The organism is Roseateles sp. GW823-FHT07B05, assembly GCF_058794515.1.
On the sequence record NZ_JBXAGX010000008.1, the window covers coordinates 106,411 to 127,616 of the forward strand.

Genomic DNA, 21,206 nt, shown 5'->3' on the forward strand with positions numbered 1-21,206 from the left:
CCGGTCACCGCTGCGTCAGGCCCAGCCGGCCAGCCGGTCGAAGCCGCCACCGTGCGGCCACACCGCCGCCAACGTCGCCGCATCCGCGCCGAACCATGTCGCCAGTTCCGTGCCGAGCTGGTCGGTCGCCGTCGTCGGCAGCCACACGCCCTGCCCCACGTCGTCGGGCCCGTTGAGCGTCAGGTCCGGCATGCGGCCGAGCAGCCTGCCGCCGCGGGCACCACGCGCCGCGCCGCCGACGACGACGTGGTGGCTGCCCCAGCCATGGTCGGTGCCGGCACCGTTGCTGGTCAGGTTGCGACCGAAGTCGCTGGCGCTGAACAGCGTCACGCTGTCGGCCAGGCCCATCGCCACCATCGCCGCGTTGAAGGCGGTGACGGCGCCGTCGATCTCGGCGAACAGCTCGGCCTGGCGCTGCAGCTGGTCGTCGCCATGGGTGTCGAAGCCGCCGAGGGACGTGAAGAAGCACTGGCGCGACAGCCCCAGCGCGCCGCGCGTGGCGATCAGCCTGGCGGCCATGCCCAGCTGCCGGCCCAGGCCCGTGTCGGGGAACACGGTGCTGACGCTGCTGCTGGCGAGCGCGCCGGCCAGCACGCGCTGCACCTCGATGCTGCGGCCCATCATGTTCAGCCAGGTCTGCTCGAACGGGTGGCTGCGCGTCTCGGCCAGCGTGGCGGCGACGGCGGCGGACAGCGGGTCCGCGCCGTTGGGGTTGTAGAAGTCGAAGCCGAAGCGGCCCGACGCGGACACGCGGTAGGGCGTGAGGCTCCGGTCGCCCGCCTCCCAGAGGTTGCCGCCGGACAGGCTGATGGCGGCATAGCCGCGGTTGGCCTGGCCCTCGGCGACGGCACGCTCCAGCAGCCGGCCACCCCAGCCGTTGCGCGGCGGCGCCTCGACGACGCCGCTCTGCCAGGCGCCCTGCTGGTCGCTGTGCGAGAACAGGTTGTAGGGCAGCGGCACGCTGCGCGCGTCGTACTGCGCCTTCGTGGTGGGCTGCAGCAGCGGGCCGATGTTGGCGATGACGCTGCCCTGGCCGCTGTTGACCAGCCCCTGCAGGCCCGTGAACGCCGGGTGCAGCGCCAGGCCGGTCGCGTTGGACAGCGTCAGCGGCAGCAGCGTGTTGGCGGCCAGCGCCAGGTTGGGCCGAGCGCGCTGGTAGGCGGCGTAGCGCGCGTCGGTGGGCACCAGCAGGTTGTTGCCGTCGTTGCCGCCGAACATGAACACGCAGACCAGCGCGCGGTAGTCGCCCGCGGCAGGCGCGCTCTGCGCGAGTGCGCGCATCTGGGCCCAGGGGTTGAGCGCCGCGGCGGTACCCAGTTGGAGCAGGTGGCGGCGTTTCATCGCTGGATGACGTGGTCGGGGCTGAGGGCGGTGACGATCAACGCGGCCTTGACCTTGTCGGTCTTGCCCTTGACGGCGCCGATGAGCGTCGTGAGGCGCTCGCGGGTCGAGGCACTCATGCCGAGGTTGAAGAACAGCAGGTCCAGGCGGTCGACGAGCGCGGTCGCGTCGAGGGCTGCGAGGCTGGCGAGATCGAGCTTCAGCCGGTGCTGCTCCGGCCAGCCATAGCCGCCGCCGTTGACCAGCTCGGCGAAGAAGTTCAGCGAGCCGGCCACGGCCGTTTCGCCGCTGATCTGGAACTCGGGCGCCACCCAGCCCTGCGCCGCGATGGGGCCCGCGGGCCGGTAGCCGGGTGCGTAGAAGTTGAAGACCGACGGCGCCAGCAGCGGGCTCTGGCCCAGCGCGTCGTCGCTGCTGTCCAGGTACTGGATGCGGTTCAGGCCGCTGGCGCTCTTGGCCCCCAGGCCGCGCAGGAAGTTGGCGAAGCGGATGACCGGCTCGCGCTGCTTGGCGACGTTCGCGGCCGGGTTGTCGCCGCGCGCCTCGGCGTCCATCAGCACGGCGCGCACGACGGCCTTCAGGTTGCCGCGCACGCCGGCGCCGTCGTTGACGAACACGGCCGCCACGCGGGCGACAAACGCCGGGCTGGGGTTGCTCGTCACCAGCCGCTGGATGAGCTGCTTCGCGAAGAACGGCGGCACGTTGGGGTGCTGGAAGATGGCGTCCAGCGCGTCGGCCATGTCCTTCTCGGGTGTCTGGCCGGCCACGAGGCTCTTGCCGTCCACCAGCAGCTTGTCGCCGGGGGAGTGGTAGCCGGCCCAGGCCTTCATCGGCACCACCCACAGCGACTCGTCGTTCTCGTCGTGGTTGTGGAACTGGGCGGCCTTGGTGTTGTCCAGCGCGCCGTAGCTCCAGCCGCTGAAGGCCTTGGCAAAGCCCTTCACGACGGCCTCGTCGTAGGTGGGCTGCGTCTTGCCGGCGGCATCGAGCTTCGGCGTGCCGTCGGCATTGAGCTGGATGAGGCCGATGGAGAACAGCTGCAGCACCTCGCGCGCAAAGTTCTCGTTGGGGTGCGTGCCTTTGCTGGCGTTCTCCTTCTCGCTCTCCAGCATGTTCAGGTAGTAGCCCATCGCGGGGTGCAGCGCCACGTCCTGCAGCAGCGTGCGCCAGTTGCCGAAGGCGTTGCGGTTGAGCATGTCCAGGTAGCTGCTCATGGCCACCGGGCGGATGTCGGGCGCGATGTTGCTGATGACGAAGATCTGCAGCAGCGCCCAGCTGACGCGGGCGCGCAGCTGGTCCTCGCCGGTCAGCCACTGCTGCCACATCGCCTCGTAGCTGGTCTCTTCGGCCAGGTAGGGCTTCTCGCCGGCCTTCTGGTCACGGCCGCGCTGGCTGTTCAGGTAGTCCAGGTGCAGCGCGGCCGGGCGGGCGAACTGCGTGGTCAGCCAGCCGTCGAAGCCCTGTGCCACGAGGGCATCGACCTGGGCCGGGCCGGTGGCGCCAAAGGTTGCCTGCGACAGGAAGCGGGCCGCGTCGCGGCGCGTGGGCGGCGGCGCGGCGGGCGTGCCCGGCGTGGTGTCGGCGCCGGCCGGCGTGGCCGTGCCGCCCGTGTCGGCACTGCCGCCACCACCGCCGCAGGCCGCCAGCAGCGCTGCAGCGGCCAGCGCGGCGGCGGCGGTTGACGCGCTCAGGGCTGGTGGCTCGGCCGGCTCCCGCGCCAGCGTGTCGGTGTCGTCGTCCATGGCGCCTCCCGCGTCGCGGCGCGACTGTAGGCAGGCACGCCGCCGGTCGACGTGAGCAATGGTGACGAATGTTGCCGCGCCAGGCGGCGGCTGCGGCTCAGGCGGCGGCGGTCAGGCGCTGGTACTTCTGCAGCAGCGTCTCGCGGCTCTCCACATGCGCCGGGTTGACGGGAATGCAGGCCACGGGGCACAGCATCACGCACTGCGGCTCGTCGAAGTGGCCCACGCATTCGGTGCACTTGCTGGGCTCGATCTTGTAGAACTCCTCGCCCATCGAGATCGCGTTGTTCGGGCAGGCGGGTTCGCAGACGTCGCAGTTGATGCACTCATCAGTAATCATCAGCGCCATCGTCAGTCCCCCTTGAACTTGTCGTTCAAGCGCGCCAGCACGCCGGGCGACACGAACTCGGCCACCTCGCCGCCCAGCGTCGCAATCTCGCGCACGAAGGTGCTGGACGTGTACTGGTGGCGCTCGCCGGGGGTCAGGAAGATGGTCTCGACCTCGGGCATCAGCTTGCGGTTCATGCCGGCCATCTGGAACTCGTACTCGAAGTCGCCGCCCGTGCGCAGCCCGCGCACGACGACGCGGCCCGCATGCGCCCGCACGAAGTCGCGCAGCAGGCCGTCGAAGGCGATGACCTCGACGTTGCCTTGCGGACAGCACTCCGCCGCCACCTCCTGCGCCATGGCGAGCCGCTCCTCGAGCGTGAACATGGTCTTCTTGTGGTGGCCCACGGCCACCGCCAGCACCAGCCGCTCGAACATGCCGGCGGCACGGCGCATCAGGTCCTCGTGGCCCAGCGTGATGGGGTCGAAGGTGCCGGGGTAGACGGCGGTGATCGTCGTGCGGGTGGTCATGGAGTGGGATTGTCCTCGCGCCGCAGCAACCGGTAGTGCACGGCGCCGGCACGCCCTTCGCGCCAGATGGCGAATCCGGCCGGCGCGGCGATCGGGTGCGGCGACTCGACGTAGATCAGCCCGCCCTCGGCCAGCAGCGGTGTGGCAGCCGCCAGCGCGGCGTCGAACAGGTCGGCGGCGAACGGCGGGTCGAGCAGGATCAGGTCGAACGTGCCGCGCGGCGCGGCGCGCATCCACGCCAGCGCATCGGCCGTGTGGACGGTCATCGTCGTCGCCTTCAGCCGCTGCACGCTGGCGCGCAGGCCGGCGGCCAGCTTGGCATCACGCTCGACGAGCACGACCTCGGCTGCCTCCCGCGACGCCGCCTCGAAGCCCAAAGCGCCACTGCCGGCGAAGGCATCCAGCACGCGCCAACCGGTCAGCGTCTGGCCCAGCCAGTTGAACAGCGTCTCGCGGATGCGGTCCGACGTGGGCCGCAGGCCCGGTGCGTCGGGCACGGGCAGCTTGGAGCGCTTCCACTGCCCGCCAATGATTCGGATCTCACCCATGGCCGCATTGTCTGCGGCGGCCGCCGTTCACTGGCGGACCGGGATGCCGCGCGCGGCCATCAGCGCCTTGGCCTCACCCACCGTGTGCTGGCCGAAGTGGAAGATGCTGGCGGCCAGCACGGCGTCGGCGCCGCCCTTCGTGATGCCGTCGGCCAGGTCGTCCAGCCCGCCGACGCCGCCGGACGCGATGACGGGCACGGGCACGGCATCGCTCACGGCACGGGTCAGTTCGAGGTCGAAGCCGCTCTTGGTGCCGTCGCGGTCCATGCTGGTCAGCAGGATCTCGCCGGCGCCGTACTCGGCCATCTGCTTCGCCCACGCCACGGCGTCCAGGCCCACGTTCTTGCGGCCGCCGTGGGTGTAGACGTCCCAACCGCTGCCGTCCGCCCGGCGCTTGGCGTCGATGGCGACGACGATGCATTGCGCGCCGTACTTGTCGCTGGCGGCGCGGATCAGCTCGGGGTCGGCCACCGCAGCCGAGTTGAACGACACCTTGTCGGCGCCCGCGTTCAGCAGCCGGCGCACGTCGGCCACGGCGCGCACGCCGCCGCCCACCGTCAGCGGGATGAAGACCTTGGAGGCCACGTCCTCGATGATGTGCAGGATGAGGTCGCGGCCATCGCTCGTGGCGGTGATGTCGAGGAAGGTGAGTTCGTCGGCGCCCTGCTCGTTGTAGCGGGCGGCGATGTCCACCGGGTCGCCCGCGTCACGCAGGCCGACGAAGTTGACGCCCTTGACGACGCGACCGGCGGTCACGTCCAGGCAGGGAATGATGCGTTTGGCGAGCATGTCAGCGGCGCATGGCCGTCCAGAGCCGCTGACGCGCCCCCTCGGGGGGCAGCGAGCGAAGTGAGCGTGGGGGCAGCATGTCAGCCCAGCGCGGCCATCAGTTCATCTGCCCGCGCCTGGCCGGCCGCGAAGTCGAGGTCGCCGGTGTAGATGGAGCGGCCGCAGATGACACCTTCCACGCCGTCGCCGAACACCGCGCACAGGCGCTCGATGTCGGTGATGTTGGACAGGCCGCCCGATGCGATGACGGGGATGGTCAGCGCCTGGGCCAGCTTGACGGTGGCTTCGATGTTGATGCCGGTCAGCATGCCGTCGCGGCCGATGTCGGTGTAGATGACGCCCTCGACACCGTAGTCCTCGAACTTCTTCGCGAGGTCGACGACCTCGTGGCCGGTGAGCTTGCTCCAGCCGTCGGTGGCGACCTTGCCGTCCTTGGCGTCCAGGCCCACGATGATGTGGCCACCGAAGGCGCTGCAGGCGTCCTTCAGGAAGCCGGGGTTCTTCACCGCAGCCGTGCCGATGATGACGTAGCTCAGGCCGTCGTCGAGGTAGCGCTCGATGGTGTCGAGGTCGCGGATGCCGCCGCCAAGCTGGATGGGGATCTCGTCGCCCACCTCCTTGATGATGGCCTTGATGGCCGCCTCGTTGACCGGCTTGCCCGCGAAGGCGCCGTTCAGGTCCACCAGGTGCAGGCGCCGCGCTCCGGCATCCACCCAGCGGCGGGCCATTGCGGCGGGGTCTTCGCCGAAGGTGGTGGAGTCGTTCATGTCGCCTTGCTTGAGGCGGACGCAGCGACCGTCTTTCAGGTCGATGGCAGGGATCAGCAGCATGGCCGGTGGCGGTGGGGCTGGAGGGGAAGGAAGGGGGGCGAGAAGGTGCAGATCGGTGAGAGCCGATCAGGGCTTCCAGTGCAGGAAGTTGCGATACAGGGCAAGGCCCAGCGCGGCACTTTTCTCGGGGTGGAATTGGGTCGCAAAAATATTATCCCGGGCCACTGCACAGGTAAAGCGCAGGCCGTAGTCGGTCTCGCCGGCGCTGTGTTCGGGCAACGCCGTCGTCGCGTAGAAGCTGTGCACGAAGTAGAACCAGCTGTCGTCAGGAATGCCATCCCACACCGGATGCGCACGCGGCTGGTGCACGCGGTTCCAGCCCATCTGCGGCACCTTGAAGCGGCTGCCGTCTTCCTGCAGCCGGCCTTCGAGGCGGAAGCGCTGCACGCGGCCCGGGATCAGCCCCAGGCCCGGCGTGTCCTGCTCCTCGCTGTGGTCCAGCAGCATCTGCATGCCCACGCACACGCCCAGCAGCGGCTTGGTGGCGGCGGCTTCGAGCACGGCTTCCTTGGCGCCGGAGGCGGCCAGTTCGGCCATGCAGTCGCGCATGGCGCCCTGCCCCGGCAGCACGACGCGCTCGGCAGCGCGGATCACTTCCGGGTCGCAGGTGATGGCGACGTTGAAACCCTGCCCCTCGGCCGCATGGATGACGGCCTGCGACACGGAGCGCAGGTTGCCCATGCCGTAGTCGACGACGGCGACGGTGCGGGTCACAGCGAGCCCTCCCCGCGCGACAGATCCACGAGTGCATCGGCCAGCGCGCGCACCGCGTCGTCGGACACCGCCAGGTCCTTCACGGGGAAGGTGGCCCGCAGCTTCCAGATCGCGCCGCCGCCGCTCCACAGCTGCGCATGGGTGCGCAAGGCCTCGCGCCCGGTCATCTCCAGGAAGGCGGAGCCCACCATGACCTCGACGCCGCGACTGCCGCGCTTCTCGTAATGCGCCTGCAGGTCCCGGACGCTGCCGCCCGGCTGCTGCTTCCATTTCTGATCCACGGCATTCATCGTGCCCTGGAACTGCTCCATCAGCCGGGGGTCGCGCTCGATGTCGTCGATGACGCCCAGGCCGGCGCTGTAGATGTAGACATCGGCCCACATGCCGCTGGGGTGCTCGTAGCGCACGCTGCAGCCGTAGCCCGGCGCCTGGGCTTCGAACCCGTGAGTACGCCCGCGCGTGAAGGCCGGCCCGAGGATCTGCGGCAGCGCCTGCTGGGTCTTGGGATGCAGGCAGGGCAGGCCTTCCTGGGCCTGCACGGTGACCGGCGCCAGCCAGGCCGCCAACGCCAGGGCGGCCGCGCCCCAGACGCGGCTCACAGCGAGCCCTTCGTCGACGGGATGACGCCGGCCGAGCGCGCATCGGCCGTGGTGGCCATGCGCAGCGCGCGGCCGAAGGCCTTGAACATCGTCTCGGCCTGGTGGTGGGCGTTGTGGCCCTTCAGGTTGTCGACGTGCACGGTGGCCAGCGCGGCGTTGGCGAAGCCCTGGAAGAACTCGAACGTCAGCTGCGTGTCGAAGGCGCCGATGCTGCCGGCCGTGAACTTGACGTCCATGTGCAGGCCGGGGCGGCCGGACAGGTCGATGACGACGCGCGACAGCGCCTCGTCCAGCGGCACGTAGCTGTGGCCGTAGCGGGTCAGGCCGGCCTTGTCGCCCACGGCCTTGGCGATGGCCAGGCCCAGCGTGATGCCGACGTCTTCCACCGTGTGGTGGCCGTCGATGTGCAGGTCGCCTTCGCAGTGGATGTCCAGGTCGATGAGGCCGTGGCGGGCGATCTGGTCCAGCATGTGGTCGAAGAAGCCGATGCCGGTCTGCAGCTTGGACTGGCCGGTGCCGTCGAGGTTGATGCGCACCGTGATGCGCGTCTCGCGGGTGTTGCGTGTGACTTCGGCGATTCGTGCAGTGACAGGTGGGGTGCTCATGACAGACACGCTTGGAGTTCGGCGAGAAGGCGGGTGTTTTCGTCGGGCGTCCCGACCGTGAAGCGCAGGCAGTTCGCGAGCAGCGGGTGCATCGCCGAGACGTTCTTGATCAGCACGCCGCGCGCCTTCAGCGCCGCGAAGGTGGCGGCCGCGTCCTGCACCCTGGCCAGAATCATATTGCCCTCACTGGGCCAGGGGCTGACGCCGGGCAGGGCCTGCAAGGCCGCGAACAGACGCTCGCGCTGCTGGCGCAGCTCGGCGGCCTGGGCGGCGTAGACGTCGGCATGCTCCAGCGCGAACAGCGCGGCCTCGGCGTTCAGCACGCTGATGTTGTACGGCGGGCGCAGCTTCTCGATCTGGTCGACCAGCTCGGCCGCGCCCAGCAGGTAGCCGATGCGCACGCCGGCCAGGCCGAACTTGCTCATCGTCCGCATGACCAGCACGTTCTTCTGGCGGGCCATCAGCGCGAGGCTGTCCTGGCTGGCGAAGGGCTGGTAGGCCTCGTCCATGACGACCAGTCCCGGCGCGGCCTGGGCGATGCGCTCGATGACGGCCGCGTCCCACAGCGTGGCGGTGGGGTTGTTGGGGTAGGCCAGGTAGATCAGCGCCGGCTGGTGCTTGTCGATGGCGGCCAGCATCGCGGCCTCGTCGAGCTGGAAGTCGTCGGCGCGCAGCGGCACGCCGATGAAGTCCAGCCGCTGCTGCTTCGCGAAGGCCTCGTACATGACGAAGCCGGGCACCGGCGCCAGCACCGAGGCGCCGGGCCTGGCGACGGCGATGCTGAGCAGGCCGATCAGTTCGTCCGAGCCGTTGCCCAGCGTGACGCCCACGTCGTCACCCACGCCGGCATGGCGGGCCAGCGCCCGGGCCAGCTCGGCGGTGCGCTCGGCCGGGTAGCGGTTCAGCGCGACGGCGCCCAGCCGCTCGCCCAGCGCCTGCTGCAGCGCGGGCGGCAGGCGGTAGGGGTTCTCCATCGCATCCATCTTCAGCACGCCGTGGCTCGGCTGCACGACGTAGGCATGCGCCGCTCGCACGTCGGGGCGGATGTGGCTGATCGCTTGGTCGAGTGCTGAGGTCATGGTGCGGTGATGGCAGGAACGACGAGGGGGTTGAGCACTTGCACGCTGTCGTACTGGGCGTCGTGCGGCAGCGCCAGGCTGAGCAGTCGCGTGCAGCCCTGCGCCTTGGCGCTGGCGACGACCAGCGCATCGGCAAACGGCAGGCCGAAGCGGCTCTCCAGCGACCAGGCGGACTCCACCGTGGCCTGGTCCGCTTGCCACGGGCGCCAGTGCTGGTAGCGGCGCACCTCGGCGCGCACGTCGCCCTGCGGCATGGGCGGCTTCACGCGCTGCGTGGCCAGCAGGTAGAAGTCGTTCAGCACCTGCACCGACACGCGGCCGCTGCGCGTGGACCACAGCACGCGCAGCCAGGCCAGCACCTGCTCGCGCTCGGCCGGGCGGGCGCCGTCCTCGCTGAACAGCAGCACGGAGGTGTCGACAAACACGGGGGCGGTGAAATTCATGTCAATGCATTCACGGGTCGAGCGCCGGGCCGCTCCCAAGCCGGCCCGTCATGGCGATGTGCATGCGGCTCAACGCCGCATGCATCGCCGTCCCCTCGGGGGACCGGCCAACGTACCCGTTGGACGAGGGGCTTCATGTTCTGCCGGGGTAGGGCTGACCGTCGGACGACCACGAGCGCTCGCGATGCAGCCAGTCCTGCAGCGCACGCTCGTAGGCGTCGTCATGCTGCATCTTCTCGGCCAGCAGCTCGCCCAGCAGCCGCGAGACGCTGGTGTTGCACCGCGCCGCCTCCAGCCGGGCCCATTCGGCCACGGCGTCGTCCATCGAGACGGTGACGTTCTTCATGGGCCGGAGAGTACACGAAGTTCGTGTTGCACGAACTTCGTGTCACGTTAACCCTGAGGCTTGTGCCAGAACTCGGCCCTGTCCAGCGGCGTCTGCGGCGGCAGCAGCGGGTTGCGCAGCTCGATGACCTTGCGCGCGCCGAACTGGGCACGGGCGACGTCCTCGCCATGGTGCCGCTCGAACAGACGCTCCCAGGCACCGTTGGCACGCAGCCGCAGCAGGCCGGTCTCGATGGCCTGGGCCAGCTGGGGCTCGTCCCGGGCGACGAAGTAGTAAACGGCGGCCGGGTAGTGCAGGCACAGGTTGGGCACCACCGTGAGGCCATGGCCGTAGCGCTCCAGCTCCCACCAGATCTCTTCCACCGAACGCGGGAAGGCATCGGCGCGCCCCAGGCGCAGCTGCTTGAACATCGCGTCGTAGCTGGGCGAAACGACCACGTTGAGGCCGTTGGACTGCAGGATGCCGGTGTCAGGCCACTCGTGACCGGACACCATGGAGAACTGGCGCAGGTCCGCCAGCGTCTGCACGGCCGACATGCGCACGGCCACCTCGGGCGTGGCCAGCAGCAGCCGCCAGCCGAACAGGCCGCGGAAGATGGGCACGCGCACCGGCAGCGCCTGCTGCTCGCGCTCGACCGAGGTCATGGTCCACACCACGTCTAGCCGCCGGCGGGTGCCCAGCTCCTGCAGCGCGCGGTTCTGCGGGATCAGCTCCGCGGTGGGCGCCAGCGTGACCGGCATGCCAGCCGCCGCCAGCGCCTGGTCCAGCAACACGGCGGGGTAACTGCGCTCCACATCGGCCTTGGCCGACACATGCGGGATGCGCAGCAGGCGCGGCTGCGCGTGGGCCGCCAGAGGGGTGGCAGCCGATGACAGGAGGAGCTCGCGTCGGCGCAGGTGCATCGCAAAAGCGTAGCCGAATCGGGCGGCGCACTCCCTTGGGTTAGCCTGTGTCCCCCCACACTTCATGCGCCGCCGATGCCGCTGTCGCCCCTCGCCAAGAAGCCCCTGCTCGCCACCGTGGCCAAGCTCAAGCGCACCGGTCGGGCGCTGGGCCGGCTCAAGCCCCAGCCGGTCAACCCGGTGCAGGCGCTGCAGGACATCAAGGCCAGGCGCGTCGCGCGGCGCACCGCGTCGGGGCTGCAGTTGGTGCTGGCGGACCGCATCGACTTCGTCAACCCGGCGCACTGGGACGCGCTGGCCGCGCAGACCGTCTTCCTGTCGCGCGACTACCTGCGCGTGCTGGAGGCGCACGCGCCCGACAACCTGGAGCCGCGCTACGCGATGGCCTACGCGGACGGCGAGCCGGTGGCGGCGCTGCTGCTGCAGCGTGTCAGCGTGGGCGGCGCGCAGTTGCGCAAGCCGGGCGGCAAGAAGCTCGTCGACCCGGTGGCTGGCCTGCGCGAGCACCTGCTGGTGTGCGGCAACCTGCTCGTCTGGGGGGCCCGCGCGATGGCGCTGGCGCCGCATGCCGACGAGGGCCAGCTGTGGCATGCCGTCTGCGAAGCCATCTACCGCGTGCGCCGGGCCGACAAGCTCAGCGGCCAGTCCGACCTCGCCCTCATCAAGGACCTCGGCATGGCCGGTGAACAGGTGCCGCCGGCACTGCGCCTGCTGGGCTACCGCAGCGTGGAGACCGAGCCCGACATGGTGCTGACGCTTCGCCCCGAATGGCGCAGCTGGGACGACTACCTCGCCAGCATGACCTCGGGCTACCGCAGCGCGGCCAAGAAGCTGCTGAAGGACTGCGCCGCCGCCGGCCTGACGCTGCGCGACGCGAGCGCCGCCGAGATGGCCGCACGGGCGGACGAGCTGCATGCGCTGTATGGCCAGGTGCATCAGGCGCAAGGGCTGCGGCTGGCGACGCTGACGCCGGGCTACCTGCCCGCCATGGCGGCCGCGTTGGGCGAGCGCTTCCGCTGTCGCGTGGCCGAACACGCCGACGGCCGCTGGCTGGGCTTTGTCACCAGCGTGCACGACGGCGACACGACGCTGGGCTACTACATCGGCTATGACCGTGCGGCCAATGCCGACGCACCCATCTACCTGACGCTGCTGCAGTCCACCGTGCAGGACGCGATCGCCTTCGGCTCCACGCGGCTGAGCCTGGGCCGCACGGCGCTGGAGCCCAAGGCCAAGATGGGCGCCAAGCCCGAGCCGCTGAGCTGCGCGGTGCGGCACCGCGTGTCGGCGCTGAACTGGATCACGACGGCGCTGACCCGCACCGCCGAGCACGACGAGCCGCCGGAGCGCAGCCCGTTCAAGGCCGTGGCCTGAGAGCCCCTCGCCCAGTGCACCACGCTGAACGCGGGCGCCCTGGTCGGTCTTGCAGACCGCGCTACGGCTTGGGCCGCAGCTCTTCGGCAGGCACGTCACGCCCACCGGGCGTAACGTGTCCGGCCTCAGCCCCCGAGGGGTCGACGATGCTTGCCGGATCGACCGGCAAGCACATCGTCAGAGCGGGCCGGCTAGGGGCGGCCCGTCGCTCGGCCCGCGTACAAGCGCGCGGACACTTGTGCGCCGCTCACTTCAAGCGCAGCTCGGCCGCACGCGCGTGGGCCTGCAGGCCCTCGCCGTGCGCGAGCACGGAAGCGATGCCGCCCAGCACCTGGGCGCCCGCTTCGCTGACCTCGATGAGGCTGCTGCGCTTCTGGAAGTCGTAGACCCCCAGCGGCGACGAGAAACGCGCCGTGCTGGCCGTGGGCAGCACGTGGTTGGGGCCGGCGCAGTAGTCGCCCAGGCTTTCGCTGGTGTACGCGCCCATGAAGATCGCGCCGGCATGGCGCAGCAGCGGCTCCCAGCGTGCCGGCTCGGCGGCGCTGATCTCCAGGTGCTCGGGCGCGATGCTGTTGCTGATCTCGCAGGCCTCTTCCATCGAGCGCGTGTGGATCAGTGCACCGCGGCCCTGCAGCGACGCGCGGATGACGGCCTCGCGCGGCAGCGTGGGCAGCAGCTTCTCCATGCTGGCCTGCACGGCGGCCAGGAAGGCGGCGTCCGGGCTCAGCAGGATGCTCTGCGCCAGCTCGTCGTGCTCTGCCTGGCTGAACAGGTCCATCGCCACCCAGTCCGGCGGCGTGGTGCCGTCGGCGATGACGAGGATCTCGCTGGGGCCGGCGATCATGTCGATGCCGACCTGGCCGAACACATGCTTCTTGGCCGAGGCCACGTAGGCGTTGCCCGGGCCGGTGATCTTGTCGACGCGCGGGATGGTCGCCGTGCCGTAGGCCAGCGCCGCCACAGCCTGCGCACCGCCGATGGTGAACACGCGGTGCACGCCGGCCACCGCCGCGGCCGCCAGCACCAGCGGATTGCGCACGCCGCCCGGCGTGGGCACCACCATGATGATGTCCTGCACGCCGGCCACGTGGGCGGGGATGGCGTTCATCAGCACGCTGCTCGGGTAGGCGGCCTTGCCGCCCGGCACGTAGATGCCCACGCGGTCCAGCGGCGTGACCTTCTGGCCCAGCAGGGTGCCGTCCTCGTCGCGGTAGCTCCAGCTGCGGCCCGAGGCCTCCAGCTGGCGCTCGTGGTAGGCCCGCACGCGCTTGGCGGCGGCCTGCAGCGCGTCGCGCTGCGCGGCAGGGATGGCGGCCAGCGCCGCCTGCAGCTCGGCCTGCGTGATCTCCAGCGCGGCCATGTCGGCGGCCTGCACACGGTCGAAGCGGGCGGTGTACTCCAGCACGGCGGCGTCGCCGCGCTGCTGCACATCGGCCAGGATCTCGGCGACGCGGCCCTCGATGGCCGCATCCGTTTCAGCCGACCAATGGCGCAGGCGCTCGAACTCGGTGGTGAAGTCGGCGGCGGCGGTCGAGAGCTGGCGGATGAGGGTCATGCGGAGATGGCGGAGGCGAAGGCGTCGATGAGGGGGCGCAGCGTGTCGCGCTTGAGCTTGAGCGCGGCCTGGTTGACGACGAGGCGGGACGAGATGTCCATGATCTGCTCCACCTCCACCAGCTTGTTCGCGCGCAGCGTGCCGCCGGTGGAGACGAGGTCGACGATGGCCTCGGCCAGGCCCGTGAGCGGCGCCAGCTCCATCGAGCCGTAGAGCTTGATGAGGTCGACGTGCACGCCCTTCTCGGCGAAGTGCTGGCGGGCGATCTCGGTGTACTTGGTGGCGACGCGGATGCGCGAGCCCTGCTTGACGGCGGCGGCGTAGTCGAAGTCGGCGCGCGTGGCCACGCTCATGCGGCAGCGGGCGATCTTCAGGTCCAGCGGCTGGTACAGGCCGTGCGAGCCGCCTTCGGCCAGCGCCTGCTCGTGCAGCACGTCGCGGCCGGCCACGCCGAGGTCGGCGCCGCCGTACTGCACATAGGTCGGCACGTCGCTGGCGCGGACCATGACGATCTGCACGCCCTCACGGTTGGTCGGCAGGATCAGCTTGCGCGAGGTCTCGGGGTCTTCCAGCACCTCGATGCCGGCGGCGCGCAGCAACGGCAGCGTCTCTTCGAAGATGCGCCCCTTGGAGAGCGCAAGGGTCAGGCCACTCATTGCGTCCACTCCTCGGGCGACAGCGTCTTCATCGACAGCGCATGGATCTGCTCCTTCATGCGCTCGCCGAGCGCCGCGTAGACACGCTGGTGACGCTTGATGCGCGTCAGGCCCGCGAACTCCGCCGACACGATGGTGGCGAAGAAATGGCGGCCGTCGCCCTCGACTTCCAGATGCGCACAGGGCAGGCCTGCGGCAATGAAATCGCGCACTTCTTGCGGGGTCGGGTCGGCCATCTCGGGTCCTCGGTGGAAACCCGGGATTTTAGGGAGGGTTCGCGAAGCGCCGCTTCGGGGCTGCGCAAACCACCCTTTTAAGACCTGATCTTGTAGCCGCGCTTGAGCAGCGACAGCGCCAGGCCGGCCGTCACCGCGAAGCTGATACCCACCACGCCCAGGCTCAGCCACGGCGACACGTCGCTGACGCCGAAGAAGCCGCGGCGGAAGCCGTCGATCATGTAGAAGAACGGGTTGAAGTGGCTGATGCCCTGCCAGAACCCGGGCAGCGAATGCACCGAGTAGAAGACGCCCGACAGGAACGTCATCGGCATGATGATGAAGTTCTGGAAGGCGGCGAGCTGGTCGAACTTCTCGGCCCACAGGCCCGCGATCAGACCCAGCGTGCCCATCAGGCCGGCGCCCAGCACGGTGAAGGTCAGCACCCACAAGAGGTTGTCCAGCCCCGGCGGCGCGAACCACGCGGTGACGAGCAGCACGCCCGTGCCCACTGCCAGCCCGCGCACGACGGCAGCGCCCACGTAGGCCACGAACCAGGCCGCCGGCGACAGCGGCGTCAGCAGTAGGAACACGAGGTTGCCGGTGATCTTGCTCTGGATGAGGCTGGACGAGCTGTTGGCGAACGCGTTCTGCAGCACGCTCATCATCACGAGGCCGGGGATCAGGAACTGCGTGTAGCCGACGGTCTCGTAGACCTTCACGTGGTCTTCCAGCGTGTGCCCGAACACGAGCAGGTACATGCAGGCGGTGAGCACCGGCGCGGCCACGGTCTGGAAGCTGACCTTCCAGAAGCGCAGCACTTCTTTCTTGAACAGAGTGGACGCGCCGTTCATGCGTGCTCCCCTTGCATGATGTTGAGGAACACGTCTTCGAGGTCGGCGCGGCCGATCTCCAGGTCTTCGACCGGCACGCCCGCGGCGCGCAGCGCGGCCAGCGTCGTCTCCACCTCGGCGGCGTCATGCGCCGTGACCTGCACGATGCGCCCGGTCACGCGGGCCCGCGCCGCCACCTCGGCCGGCAGCGCCACGTCGGTCTTGAAGCGCAGCATCGTGTGTGCCGTGCCGGCCAGCAGCTGCGAGGTGCGGTCCAGCGCCACCAGCCGCCCGCCCTTGAGCATGCCGATGCGCTGGCACAGCGCCTCGGCTTCTTCGAGGTAGTGCGTGGTCAGCAGCACCGTGTGGCCTTCCTTGTTGAGCCGCGCGATGAACTGCCACAGCGTCTGGCGCAGCTCCACGTCGACGCCGGCGGTCGGCTCGTCCAGCACGATGACCGGCGGCCGGTGCACCAGCGCCTGCGCCACCAGCACACGGCGCTTCATGCCGCCGGACAGCTGGCGCATGTTGGCGTTGGCCTTGTCCGTCAGGCCCAGGTTGTGCAGCAGTTCGTCGATCCAGTCGTCGTTGTTCTTGACGCCGAAGTAGCCGCTCTGGATGCGCAGCGACTCGCGCACGCTGAAGAACGGGTCGAACACCAGCTCCTGCGGCACCACGCCCAGCGCCTTGCGGGCGGCGGCGTAGTCGTCCACGACGTCGTGGCCCATGACGCGCACGCGGCCCTCGGAGGCCTTGGCCAGGCCGGCCAGCACGCTGATCAGCGTCGTCTTGCCCGCCCCGTTGGGCCCCAGCAGACCGAAGAACTCGCCGCAAGGGATGTCGAAGGACACGCCATCCAGCGCCCTGACCTGCCCTCCCCGGTATGTTTTCTTGACGTTCTCGAAAGAGATGGCGGGGGGCGATGAGGTCGGGCTCGGCATAAGCGCGCAATTCTAAAAGTCGCCCCTTTTCGCGCGCAGATCGCTGCCAGAATGACCCGATGACTTGTGCGCCCCCACGCTCCCTGCACTCGCTGCGCCCCGCCGGGGTGCGCCAGTCGCCCCGGGTGGCCGCGCGCTGCTGAGATGCCCACGCCCAAACGTCCCCGCCGCACCGCCGAGCGCATCCTGGAGGTCACGCTGGACCTCTTCAACCGCTTCGGCGAGCCGAATGTGTCGACGACGCTGATCTCGGCGGAGCTGAAGATCAGCCCGGGCAACCTGTACTACCACTACCCGGCCAAGGACGAGCTGGTCAACGCGCTGTTCGGCCGCTACGAGGCCGAGCTCAGCGAGCTGTTGGCCGCGGCCGACAACGTGCGCAACGTGGAAGACGCCTGGCTGTTCTTCCACATGCTGTTCGAGCTGATCTGGAAGCACCGCTTCCTGTACCGCGACCTGAACGACCTGCTGTTCAAGAACCGCAAGCTGGAGACGCACTTCCAGGCGCTGCTGGCCGCCAAGGAGCAGGCCATGCGCCACGTGCTGTCGGGCCTGCACCTGGGCGGCGCGCTGAAGATGGAGCTGCGCGACGCCGCGCCAACGGCCAACGCGATGGTCGTTGTCGTCAGCTACTGGCTCAGCTACGAATACGTGCGCGACCCGCGCCACGCGCTGGAGCCCGACCGTGCCGGCGCAGCGCTGCTGCGCGGCGCGTTTCATGCGCTGAGCCTGCTGCTGCCTTACCTGGAACCGACCTCCCGCGAGCACCTCTTCAAGCTCGCCGGCCAATACCAATCAAACCCCTGAAGGAGACAACGCGATGGCCAAGTGGACCGCCTTTCCGTATGACAACGCCGCCTTCGTCTACACGCCGGCGACGCTGAAGAAGCACTGGGCCCGGCTGCATGCCGGCGACGCCGAGCCCTTCCCCAAGGACGCCGACGTCGTGCAGGCCTGGATCCACTTCCACGCCGGTGAGTTCCAGGCGGCCTACGACGCCGGCCTCGCCGCCGGCGGTGCCGGCCTGACGGTGGCCAACAAGGCCCAGGGCATCTACGCCAACTACCTCGAGAAGAAGGAGAAGGTGAAGCTGGAGATGTTCCTGGAGATCGCCGAGCGCGCCGAGGCGCAGCAGGGCGACGAGCCCAAGAACGCCAACGCGTACTACTGGCAGGCCTACGCGCTGGGCCGCTACGGCCAGGGCATCAGCGTCGCCAAGGCGCTGGCGCAGGGCCTGGGCACCAAGGTCAAGGGCGCGCTGGAGACAACCATCAGCCTCGCCCCCAAGCACGCCGATGCGCACATCGCGCTGGGCGCCTTCCACGCCGAGGTCATCGACAAGGTCGGCAAGCTGCTGGGCAAGACGCAGGGCGCCGACACGGCCACCGGGCTCAAGATGTTCGAGCAGGCGTTGAAGCTCAACCCCACCAGCGCCATCGCGATGATCGAGCGTGCCAACGGCCTGGTCATGCTGGAGGGCGACAAGCGCATGAAGGAGGCTGAACAGCTCTACGCCGACGCCGCCGCCTGCGAGGCGATGGACGCGATGGAGCTGCTGGACATCGAGCTGGCCAAGGAAGAGCTGGAAGACTAAGGGCCAACCCTGATCCGATGTGCGGCGCCTGCGCGCAAACCGGTCGTATTTCACGACCCCGCAAGCCAGTCGTGACGCAGTTCACGGGTGGCACACCCGTGGTTCCGGGGATGCGCCTGCAGGCACCGGCACGTAAGCTTCCGTCCATACCCAACCCCTCACCCGAGACAAGCGCCATGAAGTTCCTGATCCCCGCCCTCGCCGCCGTTGCCGCCTTCTCCGCCCAAGCCGCCGACAAGCAGACGCCCGAGCAGGCCGAGCTGCGCGCCGAGTGCGCCAACAGCTACAGCGAGACCAGCAGCATCTCGACGCCCGTCGCGGCCAACGAATACCAGTTCGTCTACGCCAACGGCAAGTACAAGGGTGAGGCCAAGCCCGGCAAGCTGCTGCCCTGCACGTCGCAGCAATACGCCGCCTACCTGGACAACAAGGCTGACCCGGCCAAGGTGATGAACGCCTACCCGACTGCCGCCGGCCGCCCCACCGCCAAGAAGAAGGCCGAGCCCTTCCGCCTCTGATCGGCGGCTCTCCTTCAAACTACGCAAGGCGCTCCTCGGAGCGCCTTTGTTTTTCCGGCATGGCCTCCTAATCTCCAGAGTCACCGCACTCATGAAGGAGACCCGGCATGCGCCCATTCCTTGTTGCGACGCTCGCGCTGGCCTGCACCGGCGCACTCGCGGCCGACGACGCCGACATCGGCAAGGCCCGCAGCGAATTGAGAGCCGGCTGCGCGCAGAGCTACGCCAGCTTCCTCGCCAACCACCCCGCCGGCAACACGCCCGAGTTCCGCGGCGAGAAGTACCCCGGCGACAAGCAGCTCTACAGCGACGTGCAGCCCTGCACCGAGGAGCAACTGGCCGCCTACCTCGACAAGGCCGACCCGGCGCTCGTCATGCGCGCCTACCCCAGCGCCGCCGGGCGCCCCAAGGCCAAGAAGCCGGCCGCCAAGACAGCCAAGGCCTGAGGCCGGTGGTCGCGCAAGAAAAGGGTCGCTGCGGCGCCCTTCGCTTGTGCGCTGCGGCGTGAAATTCCGGCGCCGGCGGCGTAATCTAGTGAAGCCCCACGCAGTACGGAGGCCAGCCATGAGAACCCTCGCCGCTCCCCTCGCCGCCCTGGTGTTCGCCCTCCCCGCCGCTGCCGCCAACACGCCTGCCGACCACGCGCAGGCCACGTTGCGCGACGGTTGCGCGCAGAGCTACGCCAGCTACAGCGCGTTCTACCCACCCGGCAGCCCGGCGCCCGCCTTCAGCGGCGAGCGCAGCAAGGGCGACAACCGCTATTACAGCGACGCCAAGGCCTGCGACGACACGCAGTACTCGGCCTACCTCGCCAAGGCGGACCCGGCCATCGTCGCCATCGCCCACCCCAGCGCCGCGGGCAAGCCCAAGGACAACAAGGTCAAGAAGACCGGCAGCACGGCCGCCAAGCCCAAGTGAGCCCGCGCGGCGCGGCGCTCAGGCCGCGTCGGGGCCCCAGGGCATCATCAGCGCCAGCATCAGCAGCTTCTCGAACTCGGGCGCGAAGTTGGCGATGATGGCCTCGGGGTCGGGGCACAGGCCCGCGTCGGTGATAAGGCCGAACTGCACGCGGCCGGCATAGGTCAGGATGCTGACGCCCATGCCGATGTCGCCGGACTGCGGCACCCAGAACATCACCTTCTCCACCGTCGAGCCGCAGAACTTCAGCGCCTCGGCCGGGCCGGGCACGTTGGTCATCACGGCCGTTGCCTTCTTGGCGAACAGGTTCAGCATCGCGTGCTGCACCGGCTTGATGAGCAGGCCGGCGACCGACAGCAGCCCGAAGGCCATCACCGGCTGGAAGCTGCCCTTCAGCTCGCTCATGCGCGCGCGCACGGCGAACAGCCGCTCCACCGGGTTGGCAATGCCGATGGGCAGCACCAGCGGCACCAGCCCGAAGCGGTTGCCCAGCTGCCAGGCCTGCTCCAGCGGGCGCAGGTTGACGGGCACCATCGCGCGGATCTCCTTGCCCGCCGGGTCCTCGCCGCGGTCAGCCAGGTAGCGGCCGATGGCGCCGGCCGCGCAGGCCAGCAGCACGTCGTTGATGGAGGCGCCCAGCGCGCGGCCCACGGCCTTCACCTCGTCCAGCGCCAGGCCGTCGTCCCAGGCCACAGTCTTCCTCGCGCCGGGCTTGCCCTTGAGCCGCGTGTGCGAGTCGTCCGGCATCAGCGCGAAGGCCGCCACGTCCGACACCGCCTGGTAGCCCATGCGAGCCATCTCCAGCGACGAATCCATCGGCGTCACGCCGTGCATCGCCAGGTCCACCCCCTTGGCCACGCCCTTGCCGGTCAGGCCGATGGCCTTGACGGTCATGTTGGTCATGGGGCGCAGGAAGGCGTCGAGCAGCCAATCCGTCTCGTGATGCTCCTGTGGCTCGCGCGCCGGACGCTGCGGCGGCGCCTGGCCGCCATCGGTGATGGACAGCATCACCGCGATCAGCGCGATGCCGTCGGCGATGCAGTGGTGGATGCGGCAGATCAGCGCGCTGCTGCCGTCGCCCATGTCCTCGATGAGCTGCATCTGCCACAGCGGCCGGGCCGGGTCCAGCGGCTGGCTGCACAGCTCGGCCACGCGCTCGCGCAGCACCTCGTCGCGGCTCTGGCCGGGCAGCGGCAGCGGCACCTCGGCGATGACGTGGTGGGCGATGTCGAAGTCCTTGTCGGCCACCCACTGCGCGCCCATCAGCGCGTCCTCGACGACGCGCTGCCGGAAGCGCGGGTACTTCAGCAGCCGCTCGGCCACGCGCTCACGCAGCGCAGCCAGCGAGATGCCGGGGCGGATGGACCAGACCCCGACGATCATCATCAGGTTGGCCTCGGTGTCCATGCGCAGCCAGGCGGTATCCACCTTGGACATGCGTTCGCTGCTGGGGCCCATGCGTCTCCTCTGGATCGTTTTGAGCGGGCCTAAACTCGATGGCCCGTCGTTCGATTGTCACCAGATCGACGCCCCTGATTCAGCCTGGAGAACCCCGTGAGCCTGAAAGACCAGTTCGAAGCCGCTGTCGCCGATTCCAAGAACCTGCCCGAGCGTCCCGACAACATGACGCTGCTGAAGATCTACGCCCTCTACAAGCAGGGCAGTGCCGGCGACGTGCAGGACAAGCGCCCCGGCTTCACCGACATGGTGGGCCGCGCGAAGTGGGATGCGTGGAACGAGCTGAAGGGCACGTCGGCCGACGATGCAATGCAGCAGTACGTCGACCTCATCGAATCCCTGAAGTAA

Annotated in this window: 27 protein-coding genes; 7 read left to right on the plus strand and 20 right to left on the minus strand. The window is 69.6% G+C overall.

Annotated features, from left to right (window positions below):
• Positions 1-15: 15 nt before the first annotated feature.
• The 14 genes from AC1Q7O_RS17905 to AC1Q7O_RS17970 form a co-directional block, all read right to left on the minus strand.
• Positions 16-1,341: a DUF1501 domain-containing protein gene (locus AC1Q7O_RS17905; RefSeq protein ID WP_492660645.1), complete on the minus strand. Its 1,326-nt coding sequence runs from the start codon at positions 1,339-1,341 to the stop codon at positions 16-18.
• Positions 1,338-3,083: a DUF1800 domain-containing protein gene (locus tag AC1Q7O_RS17910; RefSeq protein ID WP_492660644.1), complete on the minus strand. Its 1,746-nt coding sequence runs from the start codon at positions 3,081-3,083 to the stop codon at positions 1,338-1,340. Before AC1Q7O_RS17910 ends, AC1Q7O_RS17905 begins: the two co-directional genes overlap by 4 nt.
• Before the next feature lie 97 nt (positions 3,084-3,180).
• The gene (locus AC1Q7O_RS17915) at positions 3,181-3,432 is read right to left on the minus strand and encodes a YfhL family 4Fe-4S dicluster ferredoxin (RefSeq protein ID WP_492660643.1); all 252 of its coding nucleotides are present in this window, start codon (positions 3,430-3,432) and stop codon (positions 3,181-3,183) included.
• A 2-nt stretch (positions 3,433-3,434) separates the two neighbouring features.
• On the minus strand, positions 3,435-3,941 hold the full coding sequence (gene coaD, locus AC1Q7O_RS17920) for a pantetheine-phosphate adenylyltransferase (RefSeq protein WP_492660642.1): 507 nt from the start codon (positions 3,939-3,941) through the stop codon (positions 3,435-3,437).
• The gene (gene rsmD / locus AC1Q7O_RS17925) at positions 3,938-4,489 is read right to left on the minus strand and encodes a 16S rRNA (guanine(966)-N(2))-methyltransferase RsmD (protein ID WP_492660641.1); all 552 of its coding nucleotides are present in this window, start codon (positions 4,487-4,489) and stop codon (positions 3,938-3,940) included. Before rsmD ends, coaD begins: the two co-directional genes overlap by 4 nt.
• Positions 4,490-4,516: 27 nt before the next feature.
• Positions 4,517-5,278: an imidazole glycerol phosphate synthase subunit HisF gene (hisF, locus tag AC1Q7O_RS17930; protein WP_492660640.1), complete on the minus strand. Its 762-nt coding sequence runs from the start codon at positions 5,276-5,278 to the stop codon at positions 4,517-4,519.
• A gap of 80 nt (positions 5,279-5,358) precedes the next feature.
• Positions 5,359-6,108 (minus strand): 1-(5-phosphoribosyl)-5-[(5-phosphoribosylamino)methylideneamino]imidazole-4-carboxamide isomerase, encoded by a 750-nt coding sequence (gene hisA, locus AC1Q7O_RS17935; RefSeq protein WP_492660639.1) that lies wholly within the window; start codon positions 6,106-6,108, stop codon positions 5,359-5,361.
• Positions 6,109-6,174: 66 nt separating this feature from the next.
• Positions 6,175-6,822, minus strand: a complete 648-nt coding sequence (gene hisH / locus AC1Q7O_RS17940) for an imidazole glycerol phosphate synthase subunit HisH (protein WP_492660638.1) — start codon at positions 6,820-6,822, stop codon at positions 6,175-6,177.
• Positions 6,819-7,421: a hypothetical protein gene (locus AC1Q7O_RS17945; protein WP_492660637.1), complete on the minus strand. Its 603-nt coding sequence runs from the start codon at positions 7,419-7,421 to the stop codon at positions 6,819-6,821. The genes hisH and AC1Q7O_RS17945 overlap by 4 nt, the downstream gene beginning before the upstream one ends.
• Positions 7,418-8,026, minus strand: a complete 609-nt coding sequence (gene hisB / locus AC1Q7O_RS17950) for an imidazoleglycerol-phosphate dehydratase HisB (RefSeq protein WP_492660636.1) — start codon at positions 8,024-8,026, stop codon at positions 7,418-7,420. The genes AC1Q7O_RS17945 and hisB overlap by 4 nt, the downstream gene beginning before the upstream one ends.
• Complete coding sequence (gene hisC / locus AC1Q7O_RS17955; RefSeq protein ID WP_492660635.1) at positions 8,023-9,105, minus strand: histidinol-phosphate transaminase; 1,083 nt, start codon at positions 9,103-9,105, stop codon at positions 8,023-8,025. Before hisC ends, hisB begins: the two co-directional genes overlap by 4 nt.
• Positions 9,102-9,548: a PIN domain-containing protein gene (locus AC1Q7O_RS17960; protein ID WP_492660634.1), complete on the minus strand. Its 447-nt coding sequence runs from the start codon at positions 9,546-9,548 to the stop codon at positions 9,102-9,104. The genes hisC and AC1Q7O_RS17960 overlap by 4 nt, the downstream gene beginning before the upstream one ends.
• 133 nt (positions 9,549-9,681) lie before the next feature.
• Positions 9,682-9,894, minus strand: a complete 213-nt coding sequence (locus tag AC1Q7O_RS17965; protein ID WP_394511877.1) for a CopG family transcriptional regulator — start codon at positions 9,892-9,894, stop codon at positions 9,682-9,684.
• Between the two features lie 47 nt (positions 9,895-9,941).
• The gene (locus AC1Q7O_RS17970) at positions 9,942-10,796 is read right to left on the minus strand and encodes a substrate-binding periplasmic protein (RefSeq protein WP_492660633.1); all 855 of its coding nucleotides are present in this window, start codon (positions 10,794-10,796) and stop codon (positions 9,942-9,944) included.
• Between the two features lie 75 nt (positions 10,797-10,871).
• Between AC1Q7O_RS17970 and AC1Q7O_RS17975 the strand changes: the two genes are divergently transcribed.
• Positions 10,872-12,170: a GNAT family N-acetyltransferase gene (locus AC1Q7O_RS17975; RefSeq protein ID WP_492660632.1), complete on the plus strand. Its 1,299-nt coding sequence runs from the start codon at positions 10,872-10,874 to the stop codon at positions 12,168-12,170.
• Positions 12,171-12,417: 247 nt separating this feature from the next.
• Here the strand turns inward: AC1Q7O_RS17975 and hisD are convergent, their stop codons facing one another.
• The 5 genes from hisD to AC1Q7O_RS18000 all read right to left on the minus strand — a co-directional run bounded on the left by hisD (position 12,418) and on the right by AC1Q7O_RS18000 (position 16,370).
• The gene (gene hisD / locus AC1Q7O_RS17980) at positions 12,418-13,725 is read right to left on the minus strand and encodes a histidinol dehydrogenase (RefSeq protein ID WP_492660631.1); all 1,308 of its coding nucleotides are present in this window, start codon (positions 13,723-13,725) and stop codon (positions 12,418-12,420) included.
• Positions 13,722-14,381, minus strand: coding sequence for an ATP phosphoribosyltransferase (gene hisG, locus AC1Q7O_RS17985; RefSeq protein ID WP_492660630.1), 660 nt, complete (start codon positions 14,379-14,381; stop codon positions 13,722-13,724). Before hisG ends, hisD begins: the two co-directional genes overlap by 4 nt.
• On the minus strand, positions 14,378-14,617 hold the full coding sequence (locus AC1Q7O_RS17990; RefSeq protein WP_492660629.1) for a BolA family protein: 240 nt from the start codon (positions 14,615-14,617) through the stop codon (positions 14,378-14,380). Before AC1Q7O_RS17990 ends, hisG begins: the two co-directional genes overlap by 4 nt.
• A gap of 77 nt (positions 14,618-14,694) precedes the next feature.
• Positions 14,695-15,450 carry an ABC transporter permease gene (locus tag AC1Q7O_RS17995; protein WP_492660628.1) on the minus strand — a complete coding sequence of 252 codons (756 nt, stop codon included), beginning with the start codon at positions 15,448-15,450 and terminating at the stop codon, positions 14,695-14,697.
• Positions 15,447-16,370, minus strand: a complete 924-nt coding sequence (locus AC1Q7O_RS18000; RefSeq protein ID WP_492660627.1) for an ABC transporter ATP-binding protein — start codon at positions 16,368-16,370, stop codon at positions 15,447-15,449. Before AC1Q7O_RS18000 ends, AC1Q7O_RS17995 begins: the two co-directional genes overlap by 4 nt.
• A gap of 144 nt (positions 16,371-16,514) precedes the next feature.
• Between AC1Q7O_RS18000 and AC1Q7O_RS18005 the strand changes: the two genes are divergently transcribed.
• The 5 genes from AC1Q7O_RS18005 to AC1Q7O_RS18025 all read left to right on the plus strand — a co-directional run bounded on the left by AC1Q7O_RS18005 (position 16,515) and on the right by AC1Q7O_RS18025 (position 19,400).
• A complete protein-coding gene (locus AC1Q7O_RS18005) occupies positions 16,515-17,177 on the plus strand; it encodes a TetR/AcrR family transcriptional regulator (protein ID WP_492660626.1) in 663 nt (220 codons plus the stop codon).
• Positions 17,178-17,190: 13 nt separating this feature from the next.
• Positions 17,191-17,964: a hypothetical protein gene (locus tag AC1Q7O_RS18010; protein WP_492660625.1), complete on the plus strand. Its 774-nt coding sequence runs from the start codon at positions 17,191-17,193 to the stop codon at positions 17,962-17,964.
• A gap of 176 nt (positions 17,965-18,140) precedes the next feature.
• Positions 18,141-18,482 carry a hypothetical protein gene (locus AC1Q7O_RS18015; protein ID WP_492660624.1) on the plus strand — a complete coding sequence of 114 codons (342 nt, stop codon included), beginning with the start codon at positions 18,141-18,143 and terminating at the stop codon, positions 18,480-18,482.
• Between the two features lie 107 nt (positions 18,483-18,589).
• Positions 18,590-18,928, plus strand: coding sequence for a hypothetical protein (locus tag AC1Q7O_RS18020; RefSeq protein ID WP_492660623.1), 339 nt, complete (start codon positions 18,590-18,592; stop codon positions 18,926-18,928).
• A 118-nt stretch (positions 18,929-19,046) separates the two neighbouring features.
• On the plus strand, positions 19,047-19,400 hold the full coding sequence (locus AC1Q7O_RS18025; protein ID WP_492660622.1) for a hypothetical protein: 354 nt from the start codon (positions 19,047-19,049) through the stop codon (positions 19,398-19,400).
• An 18-nt stretch (positions 19,401-19,418) separates the two neighbouring features.
• Here the strand turns inward: AC1Q7O_RS18025 and AC1Q7O_RS18030 are convergent, their stop codons facing one another.
• Entirely contained in the window at positions 19,419-20,837 is a 1,419-nt protein-coding gene (locus AC1Q7O_RS18030) for a wax ester/triacylglycerol synthase family O-acyltransferase (protein WP_492662730.1), read from the minus strand.
• A 117-nt stretch (positions 20,838-20,954) separates the two neighbouring features.
• Between AC1Q7O_RS18030 and AC1Q7O_RS18035 the strand changes: the two genes are divergently transcribed.
• Complete coding sequence (locus tag AC1Q7O_RS18035; RefSeq protein WP_492660620.1) at positions 20,955-21,206, plus strand: acyl-CoA-binding protein; 252 nt, start codon at positions 20,955-20,957, stop codon at positions 21,204-21,206.

Coding starts and splice junctions, on each gene's coding strand:
- hisG (WP_492660630.1), bottom strand. CDS start 14,381: ATGAGTGGCCTGACCCTTGCGCTCTCCAAGGGGCGCATCTTCGAAGAG.
- hisB (WP_492660636.1), bottom strand. CDS start 8,026: ATGAGCACCCCACCTGTCACTGCACGAATCGCCGAAGTCACACGCAAC.
- AC1Q7O_RS18000 (WP_492660627.1), bottom strand. CDS start 16,370: ATGCCGAGCCCGACCTCATCGCCCCCCGCCATCTCTTTCGAGAACGTC.
- AC1Q7O_RS17975 (WP_492660632.1), top strand. CDS start 10,872: ATGCCGCTGTCGCCCCTCGCCAAGAAGCCCCTGCTCGCCACCGTGGCC.
- coaD (WP_492660642.1), bottom strand. CDS start 3,941: ATGACCACCCGCACGACGATCACCGCCGTCTACCCCGGCACCTTCGAC.
- AC1Q7O_RS18025 (WP_492660622.1), top strand. CDS start 19,047: ATGAGAACCCTCGCCGCTCCCCTCGCCGCCCTGGTGTTCGCCCTCCCC.
- AC1Q7O_RS17910 (WP_492660644.1), bottom strand. CDS start 3,083: ATGGACGACGACACCGACACGCTGGCGCGGGAGCCGGCCGAGCCACCA.
- AC1Q7O_RS17965 (WP_394511877.1), bottom strand. CDS start 9,894: ATGAAGAACGTCACCGTCTCGATGGACGACGCCGTGGCCGAATGGGCC.
- AC1Q7O_RS17990 (WP_492660629.1), bottom strand. CDS start 14,617: ATGGCCGACCCGACCCCGCAAGAAGTGCGCGATTTCATTGCCGCAGGC.
- AC1Q7O_RS18020 (WP_492660623.1), top strand. CDS start 18,590: ATGCGCCCATTCCTTGTTGCGACGCTCGCGCTGGCCTGCACCGGCGCA.
- AC1Q7O_RS17970 (WP_492660633.1), bottom strand. CDS start 10,796: ATGCACCTGCGCCGACGCGAGCTCCTCCTGTCATCGGCTGCCACCCCT.
- AC1Q7O_RS17905 (WP_492660645.1), bottom strand. CDS start 1,341: ATGAAACGCCGCCACCTGCTCCAACTGGGTACCGCCGCGGCGCTCAAC.
- AC1Q7O_RS17995 (WP_492660628.1), bottom strand. CDS start 15,450: ATGAACGGCGCGTCCACTCTGTTCAAGAAAGAAGTGCTGCGCTTCTGG.
- rsmD (WP_492660641.1), bottom strand. CDS start 4,489: ATGGGTGAGATCCGAATCATTGGCGGGCAGTGGAAGCGCTCCAAGCTG.
- hisF (WP_492660640.1), bottom strand. CDS start 5,278: ATGCTCGCCAAACGCATCATTCCCTGCCTGGACGTGACCGCCGGTCGC.
- AC1Q7O_RS18030 (WP_492662730.1), bottom strand. CDS start 20,837: ATGTCCAAGGTGGATACCGCCTGGCTGCGCATGGACACCGAGGCCAAC.
- AC1Q7O_RS17915 (WP_492660643.1), bottom strand. CDS start 3,432: ATGGCGCTGATGATTACTGATGAGTGCATCAACTGCGACGTCTGCGAA.
- hisC (WP_492660635.1), bottom strand. CDS start 9,105: ATGACCTCAGCACTCGACCAAGCGATCAGCCACATCCGCCCCGACGTG.
- AC1Q7O_RS17960 (WP_492660634.1), bottom strand. CDS start 9,548: ATGAATTTCACCGCCCCCGTGTTTGTCGACACCTCCGTGCTGCTGTTC.
- AC1Q7O_RS18015 (WP_492660624.1), top strand. CDS start 18,141: ATGAAGTTCCTGATCCCCGCCCTCGCCGCCGTTGCCGCCTTCTCCGCC.
- hisA (WP_492660639.1), bottom strand. CDS start 6,108: ATGCTGCTGATCCCTGCCATCGACCTGAAAGACGGTCGCTGCGTCCGC.
- hisD (WP_492660631.1), bottom strand. CDS start 13,725: ATGACCCTCATCCGCCAGCTCTCGACCGCCGCCGCCGACTTCACCACC.
- AC1Q7O_RS18010 (WP_492660625.1), top strand. CDS start 17,191: ATGGCCAAGTGGACCGCCTTTCCGTATGACAACGCCGCCTTCGTCTAC.
- AC1Q7O_RS18005 (WP_492660626.1), top strand. CDS start 16,515: ATGCCCACGCCCAAACGTCCCCGCCGCACCGCCGAGCGCATCCTGGAG.